The sequence below is a fragment of the Pseudomonas alliivorans genome, from assembly GCF_017826695.1.
GTDB classification, from domain to species: Bacteria; Pseudomonadota; Gammaproteobacteria; order Pseudomonadales; family Pseudomonadaceae; genus Aquipseudomonas; species Aquipseudomonas alliivorans.
This window is the reverse complement of sequence record NZ_JAFFZW010000007.1, coordinates 143409-163669: the sequence shown is the minus strand read 5'-3', so window position 1 is coordinate 163669 and position 20261 is coordinate 143409. Positions and strand designations below refer to the sequence as shown.

At 59.9% G+C, this 20261-nt stretch carries 21 protein-coding genes; 7 read left to right on the top strand and 14 right to left on the bottom strand.

All coding sequences use genetic code 11. The annotated features are described in order from the left end of the window. The first annotated feature begins 3 nt into the window (after nt 1-3). From motD to JTJ32_RS18700, 5 genes are all read left to right on the top strand, one after another. A complete protein-coding gene (gene motD / locus JTJ32_RS18720; protein ID WP_099229027.1) occupies nt 4-891 on the top strand; it encodes a flagellar motor protein MotD in 888 nt (295 codons plus the stop codon). Between the two features lie 43 nt (nt 892-934). Beyond that, nucleotides 935-1723, top strand: a complete 789-nt coding sequence (locus tag JTJ32_RS18715) for a ParA family protein (RefSeq protein WP_099229026.1) — start codon at nt 935-937, stop codon at nt 1721-1723. A 102-nt stretch (nt 1724-1825) separates the two neighbouring features. Continuing rightward, nucleotides 1826-2683, top strand: a complete 858-nt coding sequence (locus JTJ32_RS18710; RefSeq protein WP_184323191.1) for a CheW domain-containing protein — start codon at nt 1826-1828, stop codon at nt 2681-2683. A 57-nt stretch (nt 2684-2740) separates the two neighbouring features. Next, on the top strand, nt 2741-3220 hold the full coding sequence (locus JTJ32_RS18705) for a chemotaxis protein CheW (protein WP_002554262.1): 480 nt from the start codon (nt 2741-2743) through the stop codon (nt 3218-3220). Next, nucleotides 3221-3622, top strand: a complete 402-nt coding sequence (locus JTJ32_RS18700; protein ID WP_099229024.1) for a DUF2802 domain-containing protein — start codon at nt 3221-3223, stop codon at nt 3620-3622. Nucleotides 3623-3706: 84 nt separating this feature from the next. Here JTJ32_RS18700 and JTJ32_RS18695 read toward each other — a convergent pair whose 3' ends face one another. After that, entirely contained in the window at nt 3707-4255 is a 549-nt protein-coding gene (locus tag JTJ32_RS18695; RefSeq protein ID WP_210042923.1) for an adenine phosphoribosyltransferase, read from the bottom strand. 63 nt (nt 4256-4318) lie between these two features. After that, entirely contained in the window at nt 4319-5053 is a 735-nt protein-coding gene (gene fnr, locus JTJ32_RS18690) for a fumarate/nitrate reduction transcriptional regulator Fnr (protein WP_099229022.1), read from the bottom strand. Between the two features lie 152 nt (nt 5054-5205). Between fnr and JTJ32_RS18685 the strand changes: the two genes are divergently transcribed. Next, on the top strand, nt 5206-5673 hold the full coding sequence (locus JTJ32_RS18685; RefSeq protein WP_184323193.1) for a FlxA-like family protein: 468 nt from the start codon (nt 5206-5208) through the stop codon (nt 5671-5673). Between the two features lie 14 nt (nt 5674-5687). On the opposite strand, the gene hemN is transcribed toward JTJ32_RS18685, so the two are convergent. The 10 genes from hemN to ccoN form a co-directional block, all read right to left on the bottom strand. Next, the gene (hemN, locus tag JTJ32_RS18680; RefSeq protein ID WP_184323194.1) at nt 5688-7070 is read right to left on the bottom strand and encodes an oxygen-independent coproporphyrinogen III oxidase; all 1383 of its coding nucleotides are present in this window, start codon (nt 7068-7070) and stop codon (nt 5688-5690) included. Between the two features lie 105 nt (nt 7071-7175). Beyond that, nucleotides 7176-7859 (bottom strand): sulfite exporter TauE/SafE family protein, encoded by a 684-nt coding sequence (locus tag JTJ32_RS18675; RefSeq protein ID WP_184323195.1) that lies wholly within the window; start codon nt 7857-7859, stop codon nt 7176-7178. Between the two features lie 8 nt (nt 7860-7867). Further along, nucleotides 7868-8086 carry a cbb3-type cytochrome oxidase assembly protein CcoS gene (ccoS, locus tag JTJ32_RS18670; RefSeq protein WP_184323196.1) on the bottom strand — a complete coding sequence of 73 codons (219 nt, stop codon included), beginning with the start codon at nt 8084-8086 and terminating at the stop codon, nt 7868-7870. Further along, nucleotides 8065-10518: a heavy metal translocating P-type ATPase gene (locus tag JTJ32_RS18665; RefSeq protein WP_210042922.1), complete on the bottom strand. Its 2454-nt coding sequence runs from the start codon at nt 10516-10518 to the stop codon at nt 8065-8067. Before JTJ32_RS18665 ends, ccoS begins: the two co-directional genes overlap by 22 nt. A 1-nt stretch (nt 10519) precedes the next feature. Then, nucleotides 10520-11059 carry a FixH family protein gene (locus tag JTJ32_RS18660; protein WP_210042920.1) on the bottom strand — a complete coding sequence of 180 codons (540 nt, stop codon included), beginning with the start codon at nt 11057-11059 and terminating at the stop codon, nt 10520-10522. 10 nt (nt 11060-11069) lie between these two features. Then, nucleotides 11070-12485: a cytochrome c oxidase accessory protein CcoG gene (gene ccoG / locus JTJ32_RS18655; RefSeq protein ID WP_210042919.1), complete on the bottom strand. Its 1416-nt coding sequence runs from the start codon at nt 12483-12485 to the stop codon at nt 11070-11072. A gap of 64 nt (nt 12486-12549) precedes the next feature. Next, nucleotides 12550-13527, bottom strand: coding sequence for a cytochrome-c oxidase, cbb3-type subunit III (gene ccoP / locus JTJ32_RS18650; protein ID WP_210042918.1), 978 nt, complete (start codon nt 13525-13527; stop codon nt 12550-12552). Then, complete coding sequence (locus JTJ32_RS18645) at nt 13524-13715, bottom strand: cbb3-type cytochrome oxidase subunit 3 (RefSeq protein WP_210042917.1); 192 nt, start codon at nt 13713-13715, stop codon at nt 13524-13526. Before JTJ32_RS18645 ends, ccoP begins: the two co-directional genes overlap by 4 nt. 5 nt (nt 13716-13720) lie before the next feature. Next, entirely contained in the window at nt 13721-14329 is a 609-nt protein-coding gene (gene ccoO, locus JTJ32_RS18640) for a cytochrome-c oxidase, cbb3-type subunit II (RefSeq protein ID WP_004880829.1), read from the bottom strand. Beyond that, nucleotides 14329-15771, bottom strand: coding sequence for a cytochrome-c oxidase, cbb3-type subunit I (gene ccoN, locus JTJ32_RS18635; RefSeq protein WP_210042916.1), 1443 nt, complete (start codon nt 15769-15771; stop codon nt 14329-14331). The genes ccoO and ccoN overlap by 1 nt, the downstream gene beginning before the upstream one ends. Before the next feature lie 275 nt (nt 15772-16046). Between ccoN and JTJ32_RS18630 the strand changes: the two genes are divergently transcribed. Continuing rightward, complete coding sequence (locus JTJ32_RS18630; RefSeq protein WP_210042915.1) at nt 16047-16727, top strand: alpha/beta family hydrolase; 681 nt, start codon at nt 16047-16049, stop codon at nt 16725-16727. A 1-nt stretch (nt 16728) separates the two neighbouring features. Here the strand turns inward: JTJ32_RS18630 and JTJ32_RS18625 are convergent, their stop codons facing one another. Next, nucleotides 16729-17187, bottom strand: coding sequence for a hypothetical protein (locus tag JTJ32_RS18625; RefSeq protein ID WP_099229011.1), 459 nt, complete (start codon nt 17185-17187; stop codon nt 16729-16731). Nucleotides 17188-17300: 113 nt separating this feature from the next. Next, a complete protein-coding gene (locus JTJ32_RS18620) occupies nt 17301-20246 on the bottom strand; it encodes an immunoglobulin-like domain-containing protein (RefSeq protein WP_210042914.1) in 2946 nt (981 codons plus the stop codon). Nucleotides 20247-20261 lie beyond the last annotated feature (15 nt).

The following is a 20261-nucleotide window of genomic DNA, read 5'->3' as shown; positions in this document are numbered from 1 at the left end:
CTCATGGCTCGACGTCGTCAGCCCGAAGAACACGAAAATCATGAACGCTGGCTGGTGTCCTATGCCGACTTCATTACGCTGCTGTTCGCGTTCTTCGTGGTGATGTACTCGATTTCGTCAGTCAACGAAGGCAAATACAAAATTCTGTCGCAGGCCCTGGTCGGCGTGTTCAACGACGCCGAGCGCACCATGAAGCCGATCCCCATCGGCGAACAGCGTCCGGTCTCGGTCAAGCCGTCCGAGCCGTTGCTCAAGGACAGCGAGGAAACCGACGCCGGTATCGCCTCGTCAGCCAGTGACCCGTTGCAGACCATTGCCCAGGATGTACGTGACGCGTTTGGCGATCTGATCAAGTCCGATCAGATGACTGTGCGTGGCAACGAGCTGTGGATCGAGATCGAGCTCAATTCCAGTCTGCTGTTCGGCAGTGGTGATGCCATGCCCAGCGACAAGGCGTTCACGATCATTGAAAAGGTCGCTGGCATCGTGAAACGCTTCGACAACCCGATCCATGTCGAAGGCTTCACCGATGACCAGCCGATCAGTACGGCGCAGTTTCCGACCAACTGGGAACTGTCGTCGGCGCGTTCGGCCAGCATTGTCCGCATGCTGGCCATCGACGGCGTCAACCCGGCGCGTCTGGCGTCAGTCGGCTATGGCGAGTTCCAGCCCATTGCCCCGAACACCAGCGCTACAGGGCGTGCCAAGAACCGGCGTGTGGTGCTGGTCATATCCCGTAACCTGGATGTCCGGCGCAGTCTGACCAGCACCGGCACCGCGAATGCGCAGCCGGATGCCGCGTTGAAGCGTGCTGGCACACAAACTGCACCGGTGCCAGCAAAGCCGCCGGTACGTGCGAACACTGTCAATTCTCCGTCACCCGCTCCCTAATATTGTATCGGTACGGTCGTCGCTGTACGGAAGGAAATCATCAATGAGAGTCTGGGCAGTAGCCAACCAGAAAGGTGGAGTCGGAAAGACCACCACGACCATTGCCCTGGCCGGTCTGCTGGCCGATGCGGGCAAGCGCGTGGTCGTGGTCGATCTGGACCCCCACGGCTCCATGACCAGCTATTTCGGGCACAACCCTGACGAACTGGAACACAGCGCGTTCGATCTGTTTCTGCACAAGGGCGCCGTTCCCGACGGGCTTCCGGGCCAGCTCCTGTTGCCGACCAGCGACCAGCGTATTTCGCTGATTCCATCCAGTACGGCGCTGGCGACTCTGGAACGACAGTCGCCAGGCCAGAGTGGTCTGGGTCTGGTGATTGCCAAGAGCCTCGCCCAGCTGTGGCAGGATTTTGACTATGCGCTGATCGACAGTCCGCCGTTGCTCGGGGTATTGATGGTCAACGCGCTGGCTGCGAGTCAGCAACTGGCGATTCCCGTACAAACCGAATTTTTGGCCGTCAAAGGGCTGGAGCGCATGGTCAATACCCTGACCATGATCAACCGCTCCCGCAAGGTGCCGTTGCCTTACACCATCGTGCCGACATTGTTCGACCGCCGTACTCAAGCCTCCATGGGCACCTTGAAGCTGTTACGCGACAGTTTTCCCGAGCATGTCTGGCAGGCCTATGTGCCGGTGGACACGCGTTTGCGCGACGCCAGCCGTGCGGGTCTGACGCCGTCGCAGAACGACAGCAAGAGCCGCGGTGTGATCGCATATCGGGCATTGCTCAAGCATATGCTCGCCGAGCAACTCAATGCTCAGGTGGCCTGACATGTGCGCATATTCTTTCTCTGCTGTCAGCTCAAGTGATGCCTCAATGCGGCCGATAACTCTATCAGGCTGTACTCGCTCCATTTTTTGTTGGGCCCCGGTATGAACCGCCCTGTAGAAGTTGCAACACGACCCAAGCTGGCCCTGCAGTCCTATCTGGACGCGTTGCTTCAGGACGCGACCGAAGAACCGGAGGTTCCGGCCAGCACCATCGACGAGTTTCAGGCGGCGGTGCTTGAAGAGCAGGCATTCGATGCGCGCAGGCAGGCGCAGATAAAACCGGTCGCGGTGGCTGTTGCCGCCCCTGCCGCAGTGGCGGTGCCTGTGGTTGTCGCTGCACCGGTGGTGGCGCCGGTGCTGGACGTTGCACCGGTGATCGTGGCTGAGGTCGAGGCGCAGATTCCGGCAGTCGAGTTGGTCGAGCCGGTTGCCGAGCTGAGCACCATGGTGCCGCAGCGCACGCCCACGCCGCCGCCGACCCGCGATGGTCGTCCGGCCTGGGCTGCCGAGCCGTTCGAATGCCTGTTGTTCGATGTGGCGGGTCTGACACTGGCGGTGCCGTTGGTGTGCCTGGGGTCGATTTATCCGCTGGCAGGGCAGGAGCTGACACCTCTGTTCGGTCAGCCGGACTGGTTTCTCGGGATCCTGCCTTCTCAGGCGGGCAACCTGAAAGTGTTGGATACCGCGCGCTGGATCATGCCTGATCGCTACCGCGACGATTTTCGCCAGGGTTTGCAGTATGTGATTTCGGTTCAAGGGTACGAGTGGGGGTTGGCGGTGCATCAGGTCAGTCGCTCTTTGCGTCTTGATCCGAATGAAATCAAGTGGCGCACACAGCGTGGTCAGCGGCCATGGCTGGCGGGCACAGTGATCGAACACATGTGTGCGTTGCTGGACGTTGCAGAGTTGGCCGAGTTGATAGCCAGTGGCGCGGTCAAGCAGTTGAACAAGTCGAAATAATCATGGGTCGTCGCCAGTCGCGTCGCCCGCAGAGTACACACGTGAGGGGTTAGGGGTATGAATAAGTCGTCTGCACAGGGTTCCGAAGATCCTATCCTGCAATGGGTTACGTTCCGCCTGGACAATGAGTCCTATGGCATCAACGTGATGCAGGTCCAGGAAGTGCTGCGCTACACCGAAATCGCTCCGGTACCGGGTGCGCCAAGCTACGTGCTGGGCATCATCAACCTGCGCGGTAATGTCGTGACCGTGATCGACACCCGTCAGCGCTTCGGCCTGGCGCCGGTTGAAGTCAGCGACAACACACGTATCGTGATCATTGAAGCCGACAAGCAAGTGGTCGGGATTCTGGTCGACAGCGTGGCGGAAGTGGTTTACTTGCGTCAGTCCGAAGTCGAAACCGCACCTAACGTCGGTAACGATGAGTCGGCCAAGTTCATTCAGGGCGTCTGCAACAAGAATGGCGAGCTGTTGATTCTGGTCGAGCTGGACAAGATGATGTCCGAAGAAGAATGGTCCGAGCTGGAGAGCATCTGATTGATTCTTGAGGTTGCAGTCGTCTTTCTGGGCATTCTCTGGGTGGTCACCCTGGGAATGTTCCTGACCCATACCAAGCGTCAGCGCAAGCTCGACGCCGAGCGTGACGAGGCGGCTGCCTTGCGTGATCAGCGTATCAAGGAGTTGGCCCGGCGCGTGGACAACTTCCAGAGCGGTACGGTGCGCATGGGTGAGGATCTGCACGAACTGCGCGCTATCGTCGCGCCGTTGCCGGACAAGCTGACGGCACTGGAACAGCGCGATCCCTCCACGCTGTCCTTTGCCCAGGCAGCGCGTCTGGTCGGCATGGGTGCCAGTATTGACGAGCTGACTCAGTCCTGCGGACTGACTCAGGCCGAAGCGCAGTTGATGACCAAGCTTCACGGCAATCCGGCGAGCTGACTGCTGTCAAGCCTGGTCCATTCGCGACCAGGCTTTTTCCTTCCCTTGATTTTCCTTTCGGCTCGGTCCTGCTGCAGCGATGGCTTACTGTTCGTCCAGCGCGAATTCAGTCAGGCAGAAGGTCGGGATCGCCATGGCCTGAAGACGTTTCGAACCGCCCAGTTCCGGCAGATCAATGATTGCAGCGGCTTCATGAACCCGGGCGCCCATGCGGCGAATCAGGTTGGCGGCCGCGATCAGCGTTCCGCCCGTAGCGATCAGGTCATCGAACATCACAACCGAGTCGCCATCGCAGAGGCTGTCGGCGTGAACCTCCAGATATGCCTCGCCGTATTCGGTCTGATAGCCTTCGCTGAGTACGTCAGCCGGCAGCTTGCCCTGTTTGCGAAACAGCACCAATGGTTTGTTCAGCGCATAGGCCACGACCGAACCGATCAGAAAGCCGCGTGCGTCCATGACGCCGATGTGGCTGAAGTCGGCCTCGATATAACGCTGCACGAAGCTGTCGATCACTTGGCGGGTGGCCTTGGGTGACTGGAAGAGCGGAGTGATGTCGCGGAAGACGACGCCTGGCTTGGGGAAGTCCACGACCGGGCGTATCAGGGATTTGAAGCTCAATTCATCGAAAATCATCAGAAAGTGATCCGGGGCAAGATTGGCCGACAGTTTAAGCCGACCGGCCCCGGATCGCACGTATCAGCTTTGGATGGCGCCACCGGCCAGTGCGCAGAGCTGGATCGGGTCGAGGATATGCACCTCTTTACCTTCTGCGGTGATCAGCTCGTTCTGCTGAAAACGGGTAAATACGCGGGAAACGGTTTCGACCGCCAGGCCCAGGTAATTGCCGATTTCATTGCGCGACATGCTCAGGCGGAACTGGTTGGCGGAAAAGCCTCGCGCCCTGAAGCGTGCCGAGAGATTGACCAGAAAGGTCGCGATGCGCTCATCGGCGGTCTTTTTCGACAGCAGCAGCATCATTTGCTGATCGTCGCGGATCTCGCGGCTCATGACGCGCATCAGTTGCCGACGCAACTGCGGTAACTGCACCGAAAGTTCATCCAGACGCTCGAACGGGATTTCGCAGACCGACGTGGTTTCCAACGCCTGCGCGGATACCGGATACGCCTGTGCGTCCATCCCGGACATGCCGACCAGTTCGCTGGGCAGGTGAAAACCGGTGAGCTGTTCTTCACCCGCATCACTGATGCTGTAGGTCTTCAATGCGCCGGAGCGCACGGCGTAGACGGACTCGAAGGTATCGCCCTGGCGAAACAGAAACTCGCCTTTTTTCAACGGGCGGCCGCGCTTGACGATCTGGTCAAGCGACTCCATATCTTCGAGGTTCAGCGAGAGGGGCAGGCAGAGCGGGGCGAGACTGCAATCCTTGCAATGAGCCTGGGTTGAAGCACGTGACTTGGCGGGCTCGGACATCACTTAATTCCTTGTGGGAAAACACACATAAGTCGTAAGGGTAACTCACCCAAGGCAAGTAGGGCCAGCCTCGCAGTTCTGGTCAGGCATCAAGGTTCTTCCTGGTCTGCCGATACCGGTGTACTCATTCAACGACAGCGGGACGTCCCATCATGACCCTGACCACTTCACCTGTAGGCGCTATTACATTGGCCGTCGCCACACCAGCGGTGACTTCCCGGTCACCGCAGGAGGTCAAGGTCGACGCCGCGCCTGTTGCGTCAGAAGGCGTGAAAGTCGACCTGTCGGCTGCAGGAAGGGCAGCCGCTTCGTCCTCGTCCAAGGATGCGGACATCGAGCAGAGCGGTTTGCCGTCGTCGGTTCAGAAACTGCTCAAGGCCATTCGCGAACTGCAACGACAGATCGCCGAGCTCACCGTGCAGATCCAGCAGACCCTCAAGGATCCGAGCCTCACTGACGAAGAGCGCAAGAGTAAGGCTGCGGGCCTGCAGGCGGTGATGAGTATGCTGCAGGCGCAGATCAGTACATCCAGCGATGACCTTTCCTCACTGATGAACAAGCTCAAATCCAGCAACGACGACAAGGTCAAGGCGGGCATGCTGATCATGACCAAAATGTAAGACGCCTGGCTTGCCTAGATCACCTTCGAAAATTGTTGCGGGTGCTGTCGGGGCAGGTAGGTGTCGAACACTTTGCACACCGCGCGCACCAGCAGCCGTCCCGCAGGCAGCACGTCAAGTCTGTCGGATCCCAGAGCGATCAGCCCGTCTTCGGCCATCGCCTCGAGTTGCGGCCAGATATCACTGAAGCAGGATTTGAAATCGATGGTCAGGGCCTGTCCGATCTTCGCGAAATCCAGGTGGAAGTGGCAGATCAGTTGTTGAATCACTGCGCGTCTGATTCGGTCATCCTCGTTGCAGAACAGCCCCCGTCTGGTCGCTAATTGATCGCTTGCCAGCAGGGCCTGGTAGTCGTTCAGATCGCTGCTGTTCTGACTGTAAAGATTCCCCACCTGACTGATTGCCGAAACCCCCAGCCCGAGCAGATCGCAATGTCCGTGCGTGGTGTAGCCCTGAAAGTTTCGATGCAGTGTCAGTTCTTCCTGCGCGACAGTCAGGTCATCGTCAGGCAGGGCGAAGTGGTCCATGCCGATGTGGCGATAACCCGCCTGAGTCAGTTGCGAAACCGTACGCTCCAGCATCGACAGCCGGGTTTCAGGACAGGGCAGATCGACGCTTTCGATGCGCCTTTGCGGCATGAAGCGCTCAGGCAAATGCGCGTAGTTGAACACCGACAGGCGATCCGGCTGCAGCCTGATGACCTCGTCGACTGTACGGGCAAAACTGTCGAGAGTCTGTTTGGGCAGGCCATAGATCAGGTCGATATTGACCGAGCGAAACTGCAATGTCCGTGCGGCTTCGACCAGCGTCCGGGTTTCCTCAAGGCTTTGCAGGCGATTGATCGCACGCTGTACCGCAGGCTCCAGGTCCTGTACGCCAAGGCTGACGCGATTGAAGCCCAGTTCACGCAGCAAGCCCATCGTCGCCCAGTCGGCTTCACGAGGGTCGATCTCGATGCTGTAGTCTCCCGAGTCGTCCTGCAACAGATTGAAGTGCGCACGCAGATGCGCCATGAGTTGCCGCAATTGGTCATGGCTGAGAAATGTCGGCGTCCCGCCGCCCAGATGCAATTGCTCGACCGCCTGACCGGGATCGAGATGGCAGCCGATCATCTCTATTTCATGCATCAGCCGCTGCAGATAAACCTGCGCCCGACCGCGATCCTTGGTGATGACCTTGTTGCAGGCGCAGTAGTAGCAAACGTTGGCGCAGAACGGGATGTGCACGTACAGCGACAACGGCCGCCGGGCCTTGCGACTGTCACGCAGCGCGTGCAACAGGTCGAAAGCGCCAACATCGGTCCTGAACTGCACGGCCGTCGGATACGAGGTGTAACGCGGGCCTGTGAGGTCGTAGCGGCGGATCAGGTCTGAATCCCAACGAATGACGTCCAGCATGCGCATGTTTCCCGGATGGGGTGATGAGGGCCGGAGCATACGAGGGGCGTGTTTATGGGGTGTTGACGTGGGTCAAGCGGGCTGACAGCGAACAGGTCCGGTCAATCAATGGCCCATCAGCCAATGCTGATGAGGCCCCGGCATTGTCCAGAGTCCGAACAGGATCACCAGCACACCACCGGCCGCGCGGACGCTGCGTTTGCGCAGCAGTGCGGTGGTGCGTTCGGCGGCCAGGCCGGTGGCGAGCAGCACCGGCCAGGTGCCCAGCCCGAACGCCAGCATCAGCAAGGCGCTGTCGATCGCGTTGCCCTGGCTGGCAGCCCAGAGCAGGGTGCTGTAAACCAGTCCGCAGGGCAACCAGCCCCATAATGCGCCGAGCAACAGAGCGCGGGGCATGCTGGAGATCGGCAGCAGGCGCGTAGCGAAGGGTTGCAAGTGGCGCCAGATGCCTCGTCCCAGGCGTTCGATGCGGGTCAGACCACTCCACCAGCCGGCGAGGTACAGGCCCATGGCAATCAGCAGCAGTGCGGCGACCACGCGCAGGGTCGTCGCTCCCGGACTGTTCGCCACTGCCCAGCCGACCAGTCCGCTGAAGAAACCGGCAATCGCATAGCTGATGATGCGACCCAGGTTATAGGCCATCATCAGCCGCAGTCGGCGTGTGCGTTGTTCTCGGGGAATAGCCAGGGTCAATGCACCCATCAGCCCGCCACACATGCCAAGGCAATGGCCGCCACCCAGCAGTCCCAGCACCAGGGCGGAAAGCAGCAGGGGGATGAGGTCAAGCATGCCGGGCTTCAGGCATCGGGCGCTTCGTCACGATTCTGCACCTTGGGTTCGGGAGAGCTGCGTTGCGCCGCAGCCTGATGATCGGGGTCCTGATCATCGAACAGGATGCTATGGGCCGGACCATCCATGTCGTCGTACTGACCACTGTCCACCGCCCAGAAAAAGACGTAGATCGCGACGGCTACCAGCACCAGCGCGGCGGGGATCATGATGTAGAGCGCAGGCATGAAACCTCCGGAGCGAGCTGTTGCCTGGAGCCCGGAATACGGGTCAGGCGCAGGGCGTTGAGCACCACGATCAGCGAGCTTGCTGACATGCCGATGGCAGCCCAGACCGGCGTGATCCAGCCCAGTGCCGCGAACGGCAGCATCAGGCCATTGTACAAGCCGGCCCACAGCAGATTCTCCCTAATCACTCGGCGGGTACGTCGCGCCAGACCGAACGCTTCGATCAGGCTGTGAAGGCGGTTGGACAGCAGCACCGCGTCAGCCCCGGTCTTGGTCAGGTCGGTGGCTGAGCCCATTGCCACACTGACAGTGGCTGCGGCCATCGCCGGTACATCGTTCACGCCGTCACCGATCATCAATACAGCGTGTCCTTGCGCCTGTAACTGCTGCACTATGGCCAGCTTGTCCTCAGGTCGCAGACCGCCGCGCGCATCGTCGATGCCCAGCGCGGTTGCCACCGTCTGCACCATCGGCGAACTGTCTCCGGAAAACAGCAGGGTTTTCCAGCCGCGTGCCCGGCAGGCTTGCAGCAGTTCAACGGCACCGTCGCGCAGTCGATCATCCAGGGCGAACCAGGCCAGCGGGCCTTCGGTGTTGCCTAGCAGCAGCCATTGGCCGGTTTCGTCCGGCATTGTCAGGACGCGGGTATTGCTCAACGCGCAGACGAATTCAGGCTGGCCGATGCGCAGGCGGTGATTATCCACACAGCCTTCCAGACCGCGTCCGGGCGTGCTCGTGACCTTTCTGGCTTGCACTGATGCACGGCCAAATGCCCGGGCGACAGGGTGTTCGGAGCGGCTCTCCAGCGCGGCGGCCAGCGCCAGGCACGTGTCTGCATCCAGCTTTCCCACTGGACGGACAGCCCGCACTGTCAGGCGCCCTTCGGTGAGGGTTCCGGTCTTGTCGAAGATGACGGTGTCGATTGTGTTCAGGCCTTCCAGCACATGGCCGCGTGTCACCAACAGGCCCAGTTTGTGCAGCGTGCCGGTCGCCGCGGTCAGTGCCGTGGGCGTTGCCAGTGACAGGGCACAAGGGCAGGTGGCGACCAGCATCGCCAGAACGATCCACAGGGCGCGGGATGAGTCGAGTTGCCACCAGACGATGCCGATCACCGCAGCGGCGATCAGTGAAATCAGCAGAAAAAGCTGAGCGGCGCGATCTGCCATTTCGGCCAGTCGCGGCTTGTCCGCCTGGGCGCGCTCCAGCAAACGAACGGTGGCAGACAATTGGGTGTCATGACCCAGCGCCAGCACCTGGATCTTCAGGGCGTTCTCGACATTGAGCGTGCCCGCCGTGACGCTGTCACCGACGGTTCTCGTGCGGGGCAGGTATTCGCCGGTCAACAATGATTCATCGACGCTGGACTGCCCGTCGAGAATCCTGCCGTCCACCGGAATCACTGCGCCGGGCTGCACCAGCACCTGATCGTTGATGCCCAGCTCGCTGAGCAGAACGCGTTCGGTCTTTGCCTCGGTGTTCACCCGCAGGCACGAGGCGGGCAGCACATTGACCAGTTGTGCCGTCGCAGCCGCCGTGCGTTCGCGTGCTCGACGCTCCAGATAGCGTCCCGCCAGCAGAAACAGTGCGAACATGCCGACGGCATCGACGTACAGCTCTCCTGTTCCACTGATGGCGGTCCAGAACCCTGCGACATAGGCCGTACCAATGGCCAGCGACACCGACACATCCATGGTCAGATGGCGGCTGCGCAGATCGCGCAGCGCGCCCCGAAAGAACGGCGTACAGCTGTAGAACACGATGGGCGTGGTCAGAAACAGCGCGACCCAGCGCAGGATGGTATGCATCGGCGGGCTGAGGTCCAGATTGAATTCCGGCCAGGTCGCCATGGTCGCCATCATCGCCTGAAACCACAGCAGGCCGGCGACACCCAGTTGCCTCAGCGCCAGCCGATTCTCGCTTGCCAGGCGTTCGGCAGCGCGATCGGCCTGCCAGGGATGTGCGACATAGCCGATATCGCGCAGCATGTTCAGCAGTTGACTGAACGCAACCTGATCGCTGACCCAGCGCACCAGCAGTCGATGGTTCGACAGGTTCAGTCGCGCCTCGAGCACCCCCGGTAACTTCCCTAGCCGTTGCTCGATCAGCCAGCCACAGGCCGCACAACTGATGCCTTCGATGAGCAGTGTGGTGTGCGAAACCTCGGCGTCACGCCGTACGAAACTCGCCTTCACATCCGGGCGGTCGTAAAGTGCCAATTCATCAAGCAAACGTGTGGGCAGGCTTTCCGGGTTGGCAGAGGTTTCACTGCGATGCGCGTAATAGCTTTCCAGACCGCCCGCGACAATGGCCTCGACAACCGTCTGACACCCCGGGCAGCACAGCTCGCGGGTGTCACCGAGCACCACGGCAGTAAAGCGGCTGCCGGCAGGAACAGGCAGGGCGCAGTGATAGCAGAGCAGGGGCGCTTTCACGTCAGTCCTTCCGGCCTTGAACGGCCTGCAACGGCTCGTCACCCAGCGTCAGTGTGCGGTCACGGCCCAGCCATTCTTCTTCGAACAGGCGCCAGGTCTGGCCGCCTTCACTGCCCAGCAGCTCGACGAAGCGGCGGCCTTCGACCCGGTCCTGAAGTTGCCCGACATAGCGACAGGCCTGCGACGGGCTGCGGGTCAGGAACACGCGGCGGTCCTTGTCCGGCTGGGTCGGTGAGATGAGGTTCAATTCGAGCCTTTCGGGATTGCTGTTGCCGCTCAGGTGCAGCTCGGCTTCGCCGGTCACGTCGTCCAGATGCAGGCTGGCGCGCAGCTTGAGGGTCTGAGCGAGCATCTCGCGGTTGATCGAGCGATTGATGCCTTTGCCCGCTTCGTAATAGTTGTCGGTGACCAGATTGTCGGGGTGACTGATGGCGATGCCCGCCATGGTCAGGCTGAGCAGGACCGAGCCGCCCAGCATGGCAATGATGATCCAGGGCCAGAGGTGCTTGTACCAGGAGCTTGCAGCGGTTGCAGCGGGCATGGCGATGCTCTTAGCGAGTGGACGGGCCGATGAACCGGCTTCTGGTTTCGACATGAATCCTGTCGTCATGCACATCCCGGAGGATGAACCTGATCTCCTGCGAACTCGACGGCAGCGATTCTGTCGCGCTGGACAGTTGCACCGGCATGCTGAGGATTTCGCCTGCTTCAACCGTTATTTCACGACGGCCCTGCCATTTCAGATCCGGCAGTCCATGTGCTTCCACTGCATAGGTGTGGGCGACCTGATCCTTGTTCAGGACCTTGAGGCTGTAGACGTTTTCGATCCGACCTTCGGCGTTTTCCCGATACAGCATGCGGTCCTTGCTGACATCCAGCCCCACCAGAGAGCGGGTCAAAAAAGCGCTGATCAGCAAGCCGATCATCAGCAGCAACACCAGCGCATAGCCGATCAGACGCGGGCGCAGTGTACGCGTTGCCCGCCCTGACAATCTGTTCTCGGTGGTATAGCTGATCAGCCCGCGCGGGTACGCCATTCTGTCCATGACCGTGTCGCAGGCATCGACACAGGCCGCGCAGCCGATGCACTCCACCTGCAGGCCGTTGCGAATGTCGATGCCGGTCGGGCAGACCTGGACGCACATCGTGCAGTCGATGCAATCGCCCAGCCCCTGCGCTTGATGATCAGCCTCTTTTTTTCGAGCGGCGCGTGGCTCTCCGCGTTGCGGGTCGTAGGACACGATCAGGGTGTCCCTGTCGAACATCACGCTCTGGAAGCGCGCATAAGGGCACATGTAGATACACACCTGTTCGCGCAGCCAGCCCGCGTTGGCGTAGGTCGCCAGCGTAAAGAACCCGACCCAGAAATACGCCCAGCCATCGGCCCGTCCCGTGAACAGGTCGATGCTCAATTGGCAGATCGGTGAAAAGTAACCGACGAATGTCAGGCCGGTGACAAAGCCGATCAACAACCAAAGGCTGTGCTTGGCCAGCTTGCGCGCCAGTTTTTCGGCGGACATCGGCAGGCTGTCGAGTCTGATGCGCTGGTTGCGGTCGCCTTCGGTGATGTTCTCGCACCACATGAAAATCCAGGTCCACACACTTTGCGGACAGGTATAACCGCACCACACGCGTCCTGCGTAAACCGTCACGAAGAACAGGCCGAACGCCGCGACGATCAACAGGCCCGATAGCAGGATGAAATCCTGCGGCCAGAACGTCGCGCCAAAAATGTAGAACCGGCGCTCAGGCAGGTCCCACCATACCGCCTGATGACCATGACTGTTGAGCCAGACCGTGCCGAAGTAGATCAGCAGTAACACCACGCCGACGGTCATGCGCAGGTTGCGAAAGAAACCCTTGAACGCACGGGTGTGGATCTTTTTCCGCGAGGCGTACAGGTCGACGAACGCGTTTTCGCCATCGGTTGGCGGCGTGATGTTGCGGACCGGGATCCGTTCACTCATTGCGCGGTCCAGCAGTGAAGGGATTCACCGGGCCGCCGTCGAGTCGCTCGCTGACAACGCACCGTCATTGTGAGACCGCCGGTTTTTCCTGACGCGACAGGCTGTACACATAAGCCGCCAATATATGCACGCGGTCATCACCTTGAGTCGCCTGTTGCGCCGGCATCTGGCCCTGACGGCCATAACGGATCGTCTGTTGAAGCTGGGCAAAACCCGATCCGTAGATCAATCCCTCCGGCTGAGTCAGGTCCGGCGCACCGAGAACAGCCAGGCCCTTGCCCTTGACGCCATGGCAGGCGACGCAACTGGTTGAATAGAGCTTCTGCCCGGCAACCGGATCGGCCTTGACGCCCTCGGGCAGGTTCCGACCGGCCATGAGCGTCATGACATAGGCCGACACATCGCGTACGCCTTGCTCGCCCAGCACGTCGCCCCAGGCAGGCATGACCGCGTGACGGCCGTTCAGGATCGAGGTTTTGATTGACTGCGGGTCGCCGCCCCAGCGCCAATTGTCGTCTGTCAGGTTCGGAAAACCATACGCGCCCTTTGCATCCGAACCGTGGCAGACCGAGCAATTGGAGGCAAACAGCCGCGCGCCCATGCCCAGTGCTTTCGGATCCTTGGCAACGTCCTCGATGGGCATTGCGGCATATTTCGCAAACAGCGGGCCATACTGGGCTTCGGCACTCGCCACTTCCTTTTCCCACTCGTGAACGCCGGTCCAGCCTTGCCTGCCGTCGGCAAATCGCAGCTGTTTGTCCTTGTCCAGATAGGTGTAGCCAGGCAGCAGGCCTTGCCAGTTGCCGAGGCCCGGATACAGCACCAGATAACCCACGGCAAACACGATGGTGCCGATGAACAGCTTGAACCACCACTGAGGGAGCGGGTTGTCGTATTCTTCGATGCCATCGAAGGAGTGGCCCATGGTTTCGTCGGTCTGATCCTTTCGCTCGCCCTTGCGGGTCGCCATCAGCAGCCAGACCAGCGCGACCAGCGTTCCCAGCGTCAGGACCGTGACATACAGGCTCCAGAACGTACTCATGGCGCATCGCTCCGGGACGTTTTGGAATGCATGACTTTGCTGATCGCTTCGGGGTCATCGGCAAACGGCAGCAGCGTTGCATCATCGAACTCGACCTTGCGCTTCGGGCTGAATACCCACAGCGCCAGGCCGATGAACGCCACCATCACCACCAGCGTGCCAAGGCCTCGAATCATTCCGATGTCCATCAGGTTCACCGTTTGCTCTTGATGAGGGTGCCGAGACCCTGCAGGTACGCGACCAGCGCGTCCATCTCGGTCTTGCCCTGCACGGCCGCCGCGGCACCCGCGATGTCGGCATCGGTGTAAGGCGTACCCAGCGTGCGCAGCACTTCGAGCTTTTTGGCGGTGTCCTTGCCGTCGAGCACTTTTTCGACCAGAAACGGATAGGCTGGCATTTTCGATTCCGGCACTACGTCGCGGGGGTTGTACAAGTGGGCGCGATGCCAGTCATCCGAGTAGCGACCGCCAACCCTCGCCAGATCCGGGCCGGTACGTTTCGAGCCCCACAGGAACGGGTGATCCCAGACGCTTTCGCCCGCGACCGAGTAATGGCCGTAGCGCTCGGTTTCAGCCCGGAACGGGCGGATCATCTGTGAATGGCAGCCCACGCAGCCGTTGGCGATGTAGACGTCGCGGCCTTCCACCTCCAGCGCCGTGCGCGGCTTCATGCCTTCGATGGGCTGGTTGGTGACGTCCTGAAAGAACAGCGGGACGATCTGCGTCAGGCCACCGATGCTGACGGCAATAACCATGAACAAGGCCAGCAGACCGATGTTCTTTTCCAGCACTTCATGCTTCATCAGTGCGCCCCCACGACGGTGATCCGGGCCGCTGCCTCTGCTTCTTCAGGGCTGGCGGCACGCACGGTGCGCCACACGTTCCAGGCCATCAGGAACATGCCACTGGTGAAAATCGCACCCCCGATAAAACGCACCACATAGCCCGGATGACTGGCTTGCATGGCTTCGACAAAGGAATAAGTGAGCGTGCCGTCGGTGTTGATCGCGCGCCACATCAGGCCTTGTGTGATGCCATTGACCCACATCGAAGTGATGTAAAGCACGGTGCCAATGGTTGCCAGCCAGAAATGCGCGTTGATCAGGCCGACGCTGTGCATCTGCTGCCGACCGAAAACCCTGGGGATCATGTGGTAGGTCGCGCCGATGGTGATCATCGCTACCCAGCCCAGCGCGCCGGAATGTACATGGCCGATGGTCCAGTCGGTGTAGTGCGACAGCGAGTTGACTGTCTTGATCGCCATCATCGGCCCTTCGAACGTCGACATGCCGTAGAACGCCAGCGACACCACCAGAAAGCGCAGAATCGGATCGGTGCGCAACTTATGCCAGGCCCCGGACAGGGTCATCATGCCGTTGATCATGCCGCCCCAGCTCGGCGCCAGCAGAATGATCGACATGACCATGCCCAGCGACTGCGCCCAGTCGGGCAGGGCGGTGTAATGCAGGTGGTGCGGGCCGGCCCAGATGTACAGCGTGATCAATGCCCAGAAGTGCACGATGGACAGACGATACGAGTAGATCGGGCGCTCGGCCTGTTTGGGCACGAAGTAGTACATCATCCCGAGAAACCCGGTGGTCAGGAAAAAGCCCACGGCGTTGTGCCCGTACCACCATTGGATCATCGCGTCGGTGGCGCCCGCGTAGACCGAGTAGGACTTGAACAGACTGACCGGCAGGGCGATGTGGTTGACCACGTGCAGCATGCCGGTCACGACGATGAATGCGCCGTAGAACCAGTTGGCGACGTAAATGTGACGAGTCTTGCGCTGCACGAGGGTGCCGAAGAACACCGCGCCGTAGGCGATCCACACGATGGCCAGCAGGATTGCAATCGGCCACTCCAGTTCTGCGTATTCCTTGGTGGTGGTGTAACCCATCGGCAATGAGATGATGGCGCTGACGATGACGGCCTGCCAGCCCCAGAAGGTGAAGGCCGCAAGCCGGTCGGAGATCAACCGGGTCTGGCAGGTGCGCTGGACCACGTAATAGGACGTGCCGAACAGCGCGCAGCCGCCGAAGGCAAAGATCACCAGGTTGGTGTGCAGCGGGCGCAAGCGACCGAACGTCGTCCACTCCAGACCAAAGTTCAGCTCGGGCCAGACCAGTTGCGAGGCAATGAACACACCCAGCGCCATGCCGACAATACCCCAGACCACGGTCATGATGGCGAACTGGCGAACCACGGTGTAGTTGTAAGCCGTCGGGCTGATTGCTGCGCTCATTACAGACTTCCAGAATTCAGGTTGTTGCGAGGCATAAGCGGGCTTTGGCGAGGCACGATATCGCCGCCGCAGACCGAAAAGGCGGGGCAATTCGAGACCGGCAAATCGCTCTGGCACAAGGCGTTTGCCACAGGTCACTGGTCGGCAAGCTTAACTTTGAAAGGCACACGTGGGAAGCCGATGCACTCATCTTGAGTGGCATCGAGGTGCAGTGGCCGATCGCTCACGGGTATAGTCCGTTTTTTGACGGCCAGCTATATGGAAGAGAAGTACCCATGAGTACCGGGACACACGCCGAATATCAGTGCACGCGTCTGGCGCAGGACAATGGCTGGCTATGGACGGAGGGGCAGCGCGAGGCAGGGCAGGAACCGGTCACGCTGTTGCTGGCTCATGGTGCGGGTGCACCGATGGACAGTGATTTCATGAACAGCATGGCCGCCTTTCTTGGCAGGCAGGGTGTGAATGTCATGCGCTTCGAGTTCCCCTATATGGCCCAGCGACGTCATGGCGGCAGCAAGCGTCCGCCCAATCAGCAAGCTCAGTTGCTCGACTGTTGGCGTGAGGTCTATGGACAGATGCGACCTTGTGTCACGGGGCGGATGGCGATCGGTGGCAAATCCATGGGAGGAAGAATGGCGAGCCTGATGGCCGACGAATTGAGCGTCGATGCGCTGGTGTGTCTGGGCTACCCTTTCTATGCGGTGGGCAAGCCGGAAAAACCGCGGACTGCACACCTGGTCGATCTTCGTACTCGAACGCTGATTGTGCAGGGCGAGCGTGATGCGTTGGGCAATCGTGAGGCGGCGGAGCAGTACACGCTGTCCAGTGCCATACGCCTGCACTGGCTGCCGACGGCCAATCATGACCTCAAGCCATTGAAGGCGGCTGGCTTGACTCATGATCAATGCCTGATGGATTCGGCAGAACAGATTGCCGCATTTTTGCGCGAGTGAGTCATTTGCAGAGCACTTCGAAAGCGCCTTCAGTGACCTCGAATGCCACGGCCGAAATGCTGAAACTGAATTCGCCTTTCAAACGCATCGTGCGGGGATTGGCTTCGATCAGCTTCAGTACGCCGGTCTGAAGATGCCCTGAGTGATAGATCACACTCTGCCAGTGGGGTGTTTCGTTGTAGATCACCTTGATTCGGTCGTGACCGATCAGGTTATGCGTTCCGGGCCGCAGGTCATGATCGAAGAACAGGCCGATGCTGGTTCGCTTGTTGCCGACCTTGCCGTCGGCAATCACTTTCCAGATCCAGTGATCGGGGGCGTGGGACAGTTCCGGACGCTGCGTCAGGCGCCCCAGCAGCGAGGTCAGGGCAAAAGGCTTCTGGTTGACAAGGGCGTCGAAGGTGCCTTCGCTGGACGGCGGACGGACGAAGCGGCGAGTGGGCGTGACGGTATGGCGCATGGTCGGGCTCTTGAAGCGGGATGGCTGTACGCCTGATGTGCATACATGAAAAGAGGGCGCTACGTTGATGACGTAACGCCCTCGTTGATCCTGGCTAACGCTTCAGCAATCGCTTAGCGAATGGCGACGCCAAGACTGGCATTGTGGTGCAGCAATTTGAAGTCTGCGCCTGTGACCAGATTTTTCACGAAATACCACTTCCAGCCCACCAGGTTCACCGCCGCGACGGTCGACGACCAGTATTTGCCGTTGCCCAGCGGCCAGCGGTTGCCGTAGGTGGTGTAGATTTCCTTCAACTCGTTGATCGACGGAATTCGGCCACCCTTGGCCGAAGCCGCGCTGCTCATCTGCGACAGGCTGCCGCTGCCCAGCCCCAGACAGTGAATCACCTTGGTGACAGTCACCTGGTAACTCTTGCTGGTCCCCGACGCATCGGTGACCGAAATGGTTGCCGTACCGTTGCCACGCACGGTGGTCAGACCATTACCGTCCACTTTTGCCACCAGCGGGTTGCTCGACGTGTAACGGTAAGGAGCCTGTCCCCCCGAGGCCTGTCGCCTGACGCTGGTGCCAGCCGGAAGCGAAGGCAGCAGGTCCGGCACGCTCGGGATCAGGTAAACCTTGCCCGCCAGCGTGACGGGCGAGGTATCGAACACCAGCTCCTTTTCAACCGTGAGCCACAGTGGGACCGAGCCTTTGGAAACGCTGTCGCGCGACACGGTATACGTGACGCTCGCAGAGCCGCCTTGTGAAGCGATGATCCATGCCTTGGGAACGTTGAACTGCAGTTCATTGCCTGTCGCAGGTTTCGCCGACGTGTCATGACTGGAAAGACCGCGCCAGTTGAGCACCACACTGTCTTCGCCACTCATGCCCGGGTAACTCACCCGAACCGTTGCCCCGGAGTCGGGAATCAGCGACGGCCTGACCACGCCATCGTGACCGACCGTATCCATGCGCGGTGCCGGGAGCTTCGTCAGACCGGCTAGAACCTTCAACGCCAGTGTCGCGGACGTCTGCACCAGACCGTTGGCGCGGTTGACAGTGTAAAACACGTCCACGACCTGCCCGGCATTGGCGACCACCAGCGCAGAGGCGAACACGGTTTCCAGCGGCTGACCGGCCTCGCTGTCGATGAGGGTCTTTTCCTTGGTATCGCTGCCTTTCGGACCCATCCACTGCACCGTAACGCGGTCACCGGCCTTGAAGCTCGCGCTGGCGTCGATGACGACGGTTGCGCCGTTCGGGGCGTTGGCAGGGTCGAGGGTGTCGCCGGTGGCTTGTTTAACGGTGGGGGTGGGTGTCGCAGGGATGATCATCTCTCGAATGTTGATCAGGAGCTTGTCCGAGAGGGCGACCCTATTGCCTCGCTGCACCTCGTACCAGGCTTCGACGGTTCTGCCGATGCTGGCGTCCACGTAACGTTTGGGAACCCGGAAAATGGCTTCGCGATTGATCATGCCGCTATTGATCACGGTGTAAGTGCTGTAAGTCCCGCCGACAGCACTTGAATCCCAATGCGCAGTGACTTTGTCGCCTTCTGCCATTCCCTGATAAGGCATTACACGCATCAACGCTTCGAGCACGATGTCGGCCGGATCGAGAAACCCATCGGCTCCGACCTTGTCCACAACCGGTGCTGGCAATGGTGTGGTGTTATCGATGTCTACCAAGAGTTGCAACACAGGCGATTTGAAGAACGCTTTTGCGTAAGTCTTGACGGTGTAGTAGACCTCCAGCGAACCACCGGCCAGTGCACTGATCTTGTCGTCCGGGATCAGGAATTCGAGCGTTTTGTCGATATCATCCTGGTTAAGGTTTTTGACCTCGTCATGCATTACGGTTTCGCCACCCGGCGTCCGGCCCATCAGTACGAGCGTGACATCGTTACCATCCGCCATGAAGTGATAGGGCGGTACTTCAGCGATGACGTTACGCAGCTTGGGGTCAAGCAATCCATTGACCGCCGCAGGCACACGAGGCGGCTCAAGCTGTTGAGCTTCGCCGAGAATCGTCAGGGGCAGGCTTTTGGAGCGCAATACATCACCGGATGCCTTGGTGACCTTGTACTTGAGGCGGGCACGACCCTGTGCGATAGGCTGAAACTGATCGTTGGCAATCAGGAACTCGACGAAACTGCCGGGCACCTGCACCACCTTGGAAGCGGTATAGGGTTCCAGAGCAATGCCTTCTGCAGTACTGCGCTCCACGATGAACTCGATGGTGTCACCAATGACGATGTTTGCATTGGAAAGCACCAGTGCCTGCACGTCGCCGCCGGCCAGTTTGTCCAGATCCAGCTCCATATTGGGAGCTTGCGGAGCGATCGGGGCAGGCAGGCTCGAGTTGCCGATTTCCACCTCTGTGTAACTCGGCAACGAGAAGCGCGACCAGTTATTGACGATATCCCGGATCTCGTAGCGCACGACGATGTTTTCCGAGTCGCCAGCTTCGATAACGATCTCTTTATCGATGTCGATCACAACCGGCTTGCCAAGCTGAGTACTGATCAAGGGTGGGCATTCAACTTCAATTCCGTGCCAGTAGACGGCAATGACGTCGCCGACGGTCATGTTCTCGTAAGGCTGAATGGTGATCGATACATTTTCCGGCGTGGTGATAATGCCCGCCGGGTTGATGACTGGCAGTTGCAATTTTTCATTTTCGTAAGGCGTGGCGGGATCGGGGTCCCGGCCGCCGGGCAGGTCCAGTTTTACGATCACCTTTTGGATGGGAGAGTGTTCCGGCGTATTCGATGGGAACGGCAGATAAGCATACCGTACGTCAGTAACCCCCGATTTGATCCAGCGGGTATCTACATACAGTGAAAAAGTGCCGTTGGTATCAGGAGAATCTGAGGAATGGGTGTAGGTGTCGATAACATCATCGTTTGCGCCCCAGAACAATTCCAGGCGATCACGTTGTTTCAACGTTATAGGGCCGATAAGCACTTCCAATGGTTTCGATGGGTCGGCTACGTCCACGTCACCAATGCCCTGCTGGTTATAACTGAGCGGCAAGGGGGCAGGCAGAATGCTCAGTGCCAATGCTGATTTCATCATATATCCTTATTG

What these genes read in the sequence shown, in the direction of transcription:
- motD (WP_099229027.1), top strand. Translation starts at nt 4, where the DNA reads ATGGCTCGACGTCGTCAGCCCGAAGAACACGAAAATCATGAACGCTGG.
- JTJ32_RS18715 (WP_099229026.1), top strand. Translation starts at nt 935, where the DNA reads ATGAGAGTCTGGGCAGTAGCCAACCAGAAAGGTGGAGTCGGAAAGACC.
- JTJ32_RS18710 (WP_184323191.1), top strand. Translation starts at nt 1,826, where the DNA reads ATGAACCGCCCTGTAGAAGTTGCAACACGACCCAAGCTGGCCCTGCAG.
- JTJ32_RS18705 (WP_002554262.1), top strand. Translation starts at nt 2,741, where the DNA reads ATGAATAAGTCGTCTGCACAGGGTTCCGAAGATCCTATCCTGCAATGG.
- JTJ32_RS18695 (WP_210042923.1), bottom strand. Translation starts at nt 4,255, where the DNA reads ATGATTTTCGATGAATTGAGCTTCAAATCCCTGATACGCCCGGTCGTG.
- fnr (WP_099229022.1), bottom strand. Translation starts at nt 5,053, where the DNA reads ATGTCCGAGCCCGCCAAGTCACGTGCTTCAACCCAGGCTCATTGCAAG.
- JTJ32_RS18685 (WP_184323193.1), top strand. Translation starts at nt 5,206, where the DNA reads ATGACCCTGACCACTTCACCTGTAGGCGCTATTACATTGGCCGTCGCC.
- hemN (WP_184323194.1), bottom strand. Translation starts at nt 7,070, where the DNA reads ATGCTGGACGTCATTCGTTGGGATTCAGACCTGATCCGCCGCTACGAC.
- JTJ32_RS18675 (WP_184323195.1), bottom strand. Translation starts at nt 7,859, where the DNA reads ATGCTTGACCTCATCCCCCTGCTGCTTTCCGCCCTGGTGCTGGGACTG.
- ccoS (WP_184323196.1), bottom strand. Translation starts at nt 8,086, where the DNA reads ATGCCTGCGCTCTACATCATGATCCCCGCCGCGCTGGTGCTGGTAGCC.
- JTJ32_RS18660 (WP_210042920.1), bottom strand. Translation starts at nt 11,059, where the DNA reads ATGCCCGCTGCAACCGCTGCAAGCTCCTGGTACAAGCACCTCTGGCCC.
- ccoG (WP_210042919.1), bottom strand. Translation starts at nt 12,485, where the DNA reads ATGAGTGAACGGATCCCGGTCCGCAACATCACGCCGCCAACCGATGGC.
- ccoP (WP_210042918.1), bottom strand. Translation starts at nt 13,527, where the DNA reads ATGAGTACGTTCTGGAGCCTGTATGTCACGGTCCTGACGCTGGGAACG.
- JTJ32_RS18645 (WP_210042917.1), bottom strand. Translation starts at nt 13,715, where the DNA reads ATGGACATCGGAATGATTCGAGGCCTTGGCACGCTGGTGGTGATGGTG.
- ccoO (WP_004880829.1), bottom strand. Translation starts at nt 14,329, where the DNA reads ATGAAGCATGAAGTGCTGGAAAAGAACATCGGTCTGCTGGCCTTGTTC.
- ccoN (WP_210042916.1), bottom strand. Translation starts at nt 15,771, where the DNA reads ATGAGCGCAGCAATCAGCCCGACGGCTTACAACTACACCGTGGTTCGC.
- JTJ32_RS18630 (WP_210042915.1), top strand. Translation starts at nt 16,047, where the DNA reads ATGAGTACCGGGACACACGCCGAATATCAGTGCACGCGTCTGGCGCAG.
- JTJ32_RS18625 (WP_099229011.1), bottom strand. Translation starts at nt 17,187, where the DNA reads ATGCGCCATACCGTCACGCCCACTCGCCGCTTCGTCCGTCCGCCGTCC.
- JTJ32_RS18620 (WP_210042914.1), bottom strand. Translation starts at nt 20,246, where the DNA reads ATGAAATCAGCATTGGCACTGAGCATTCTGCCTGCCCCCTTGCCGCTC.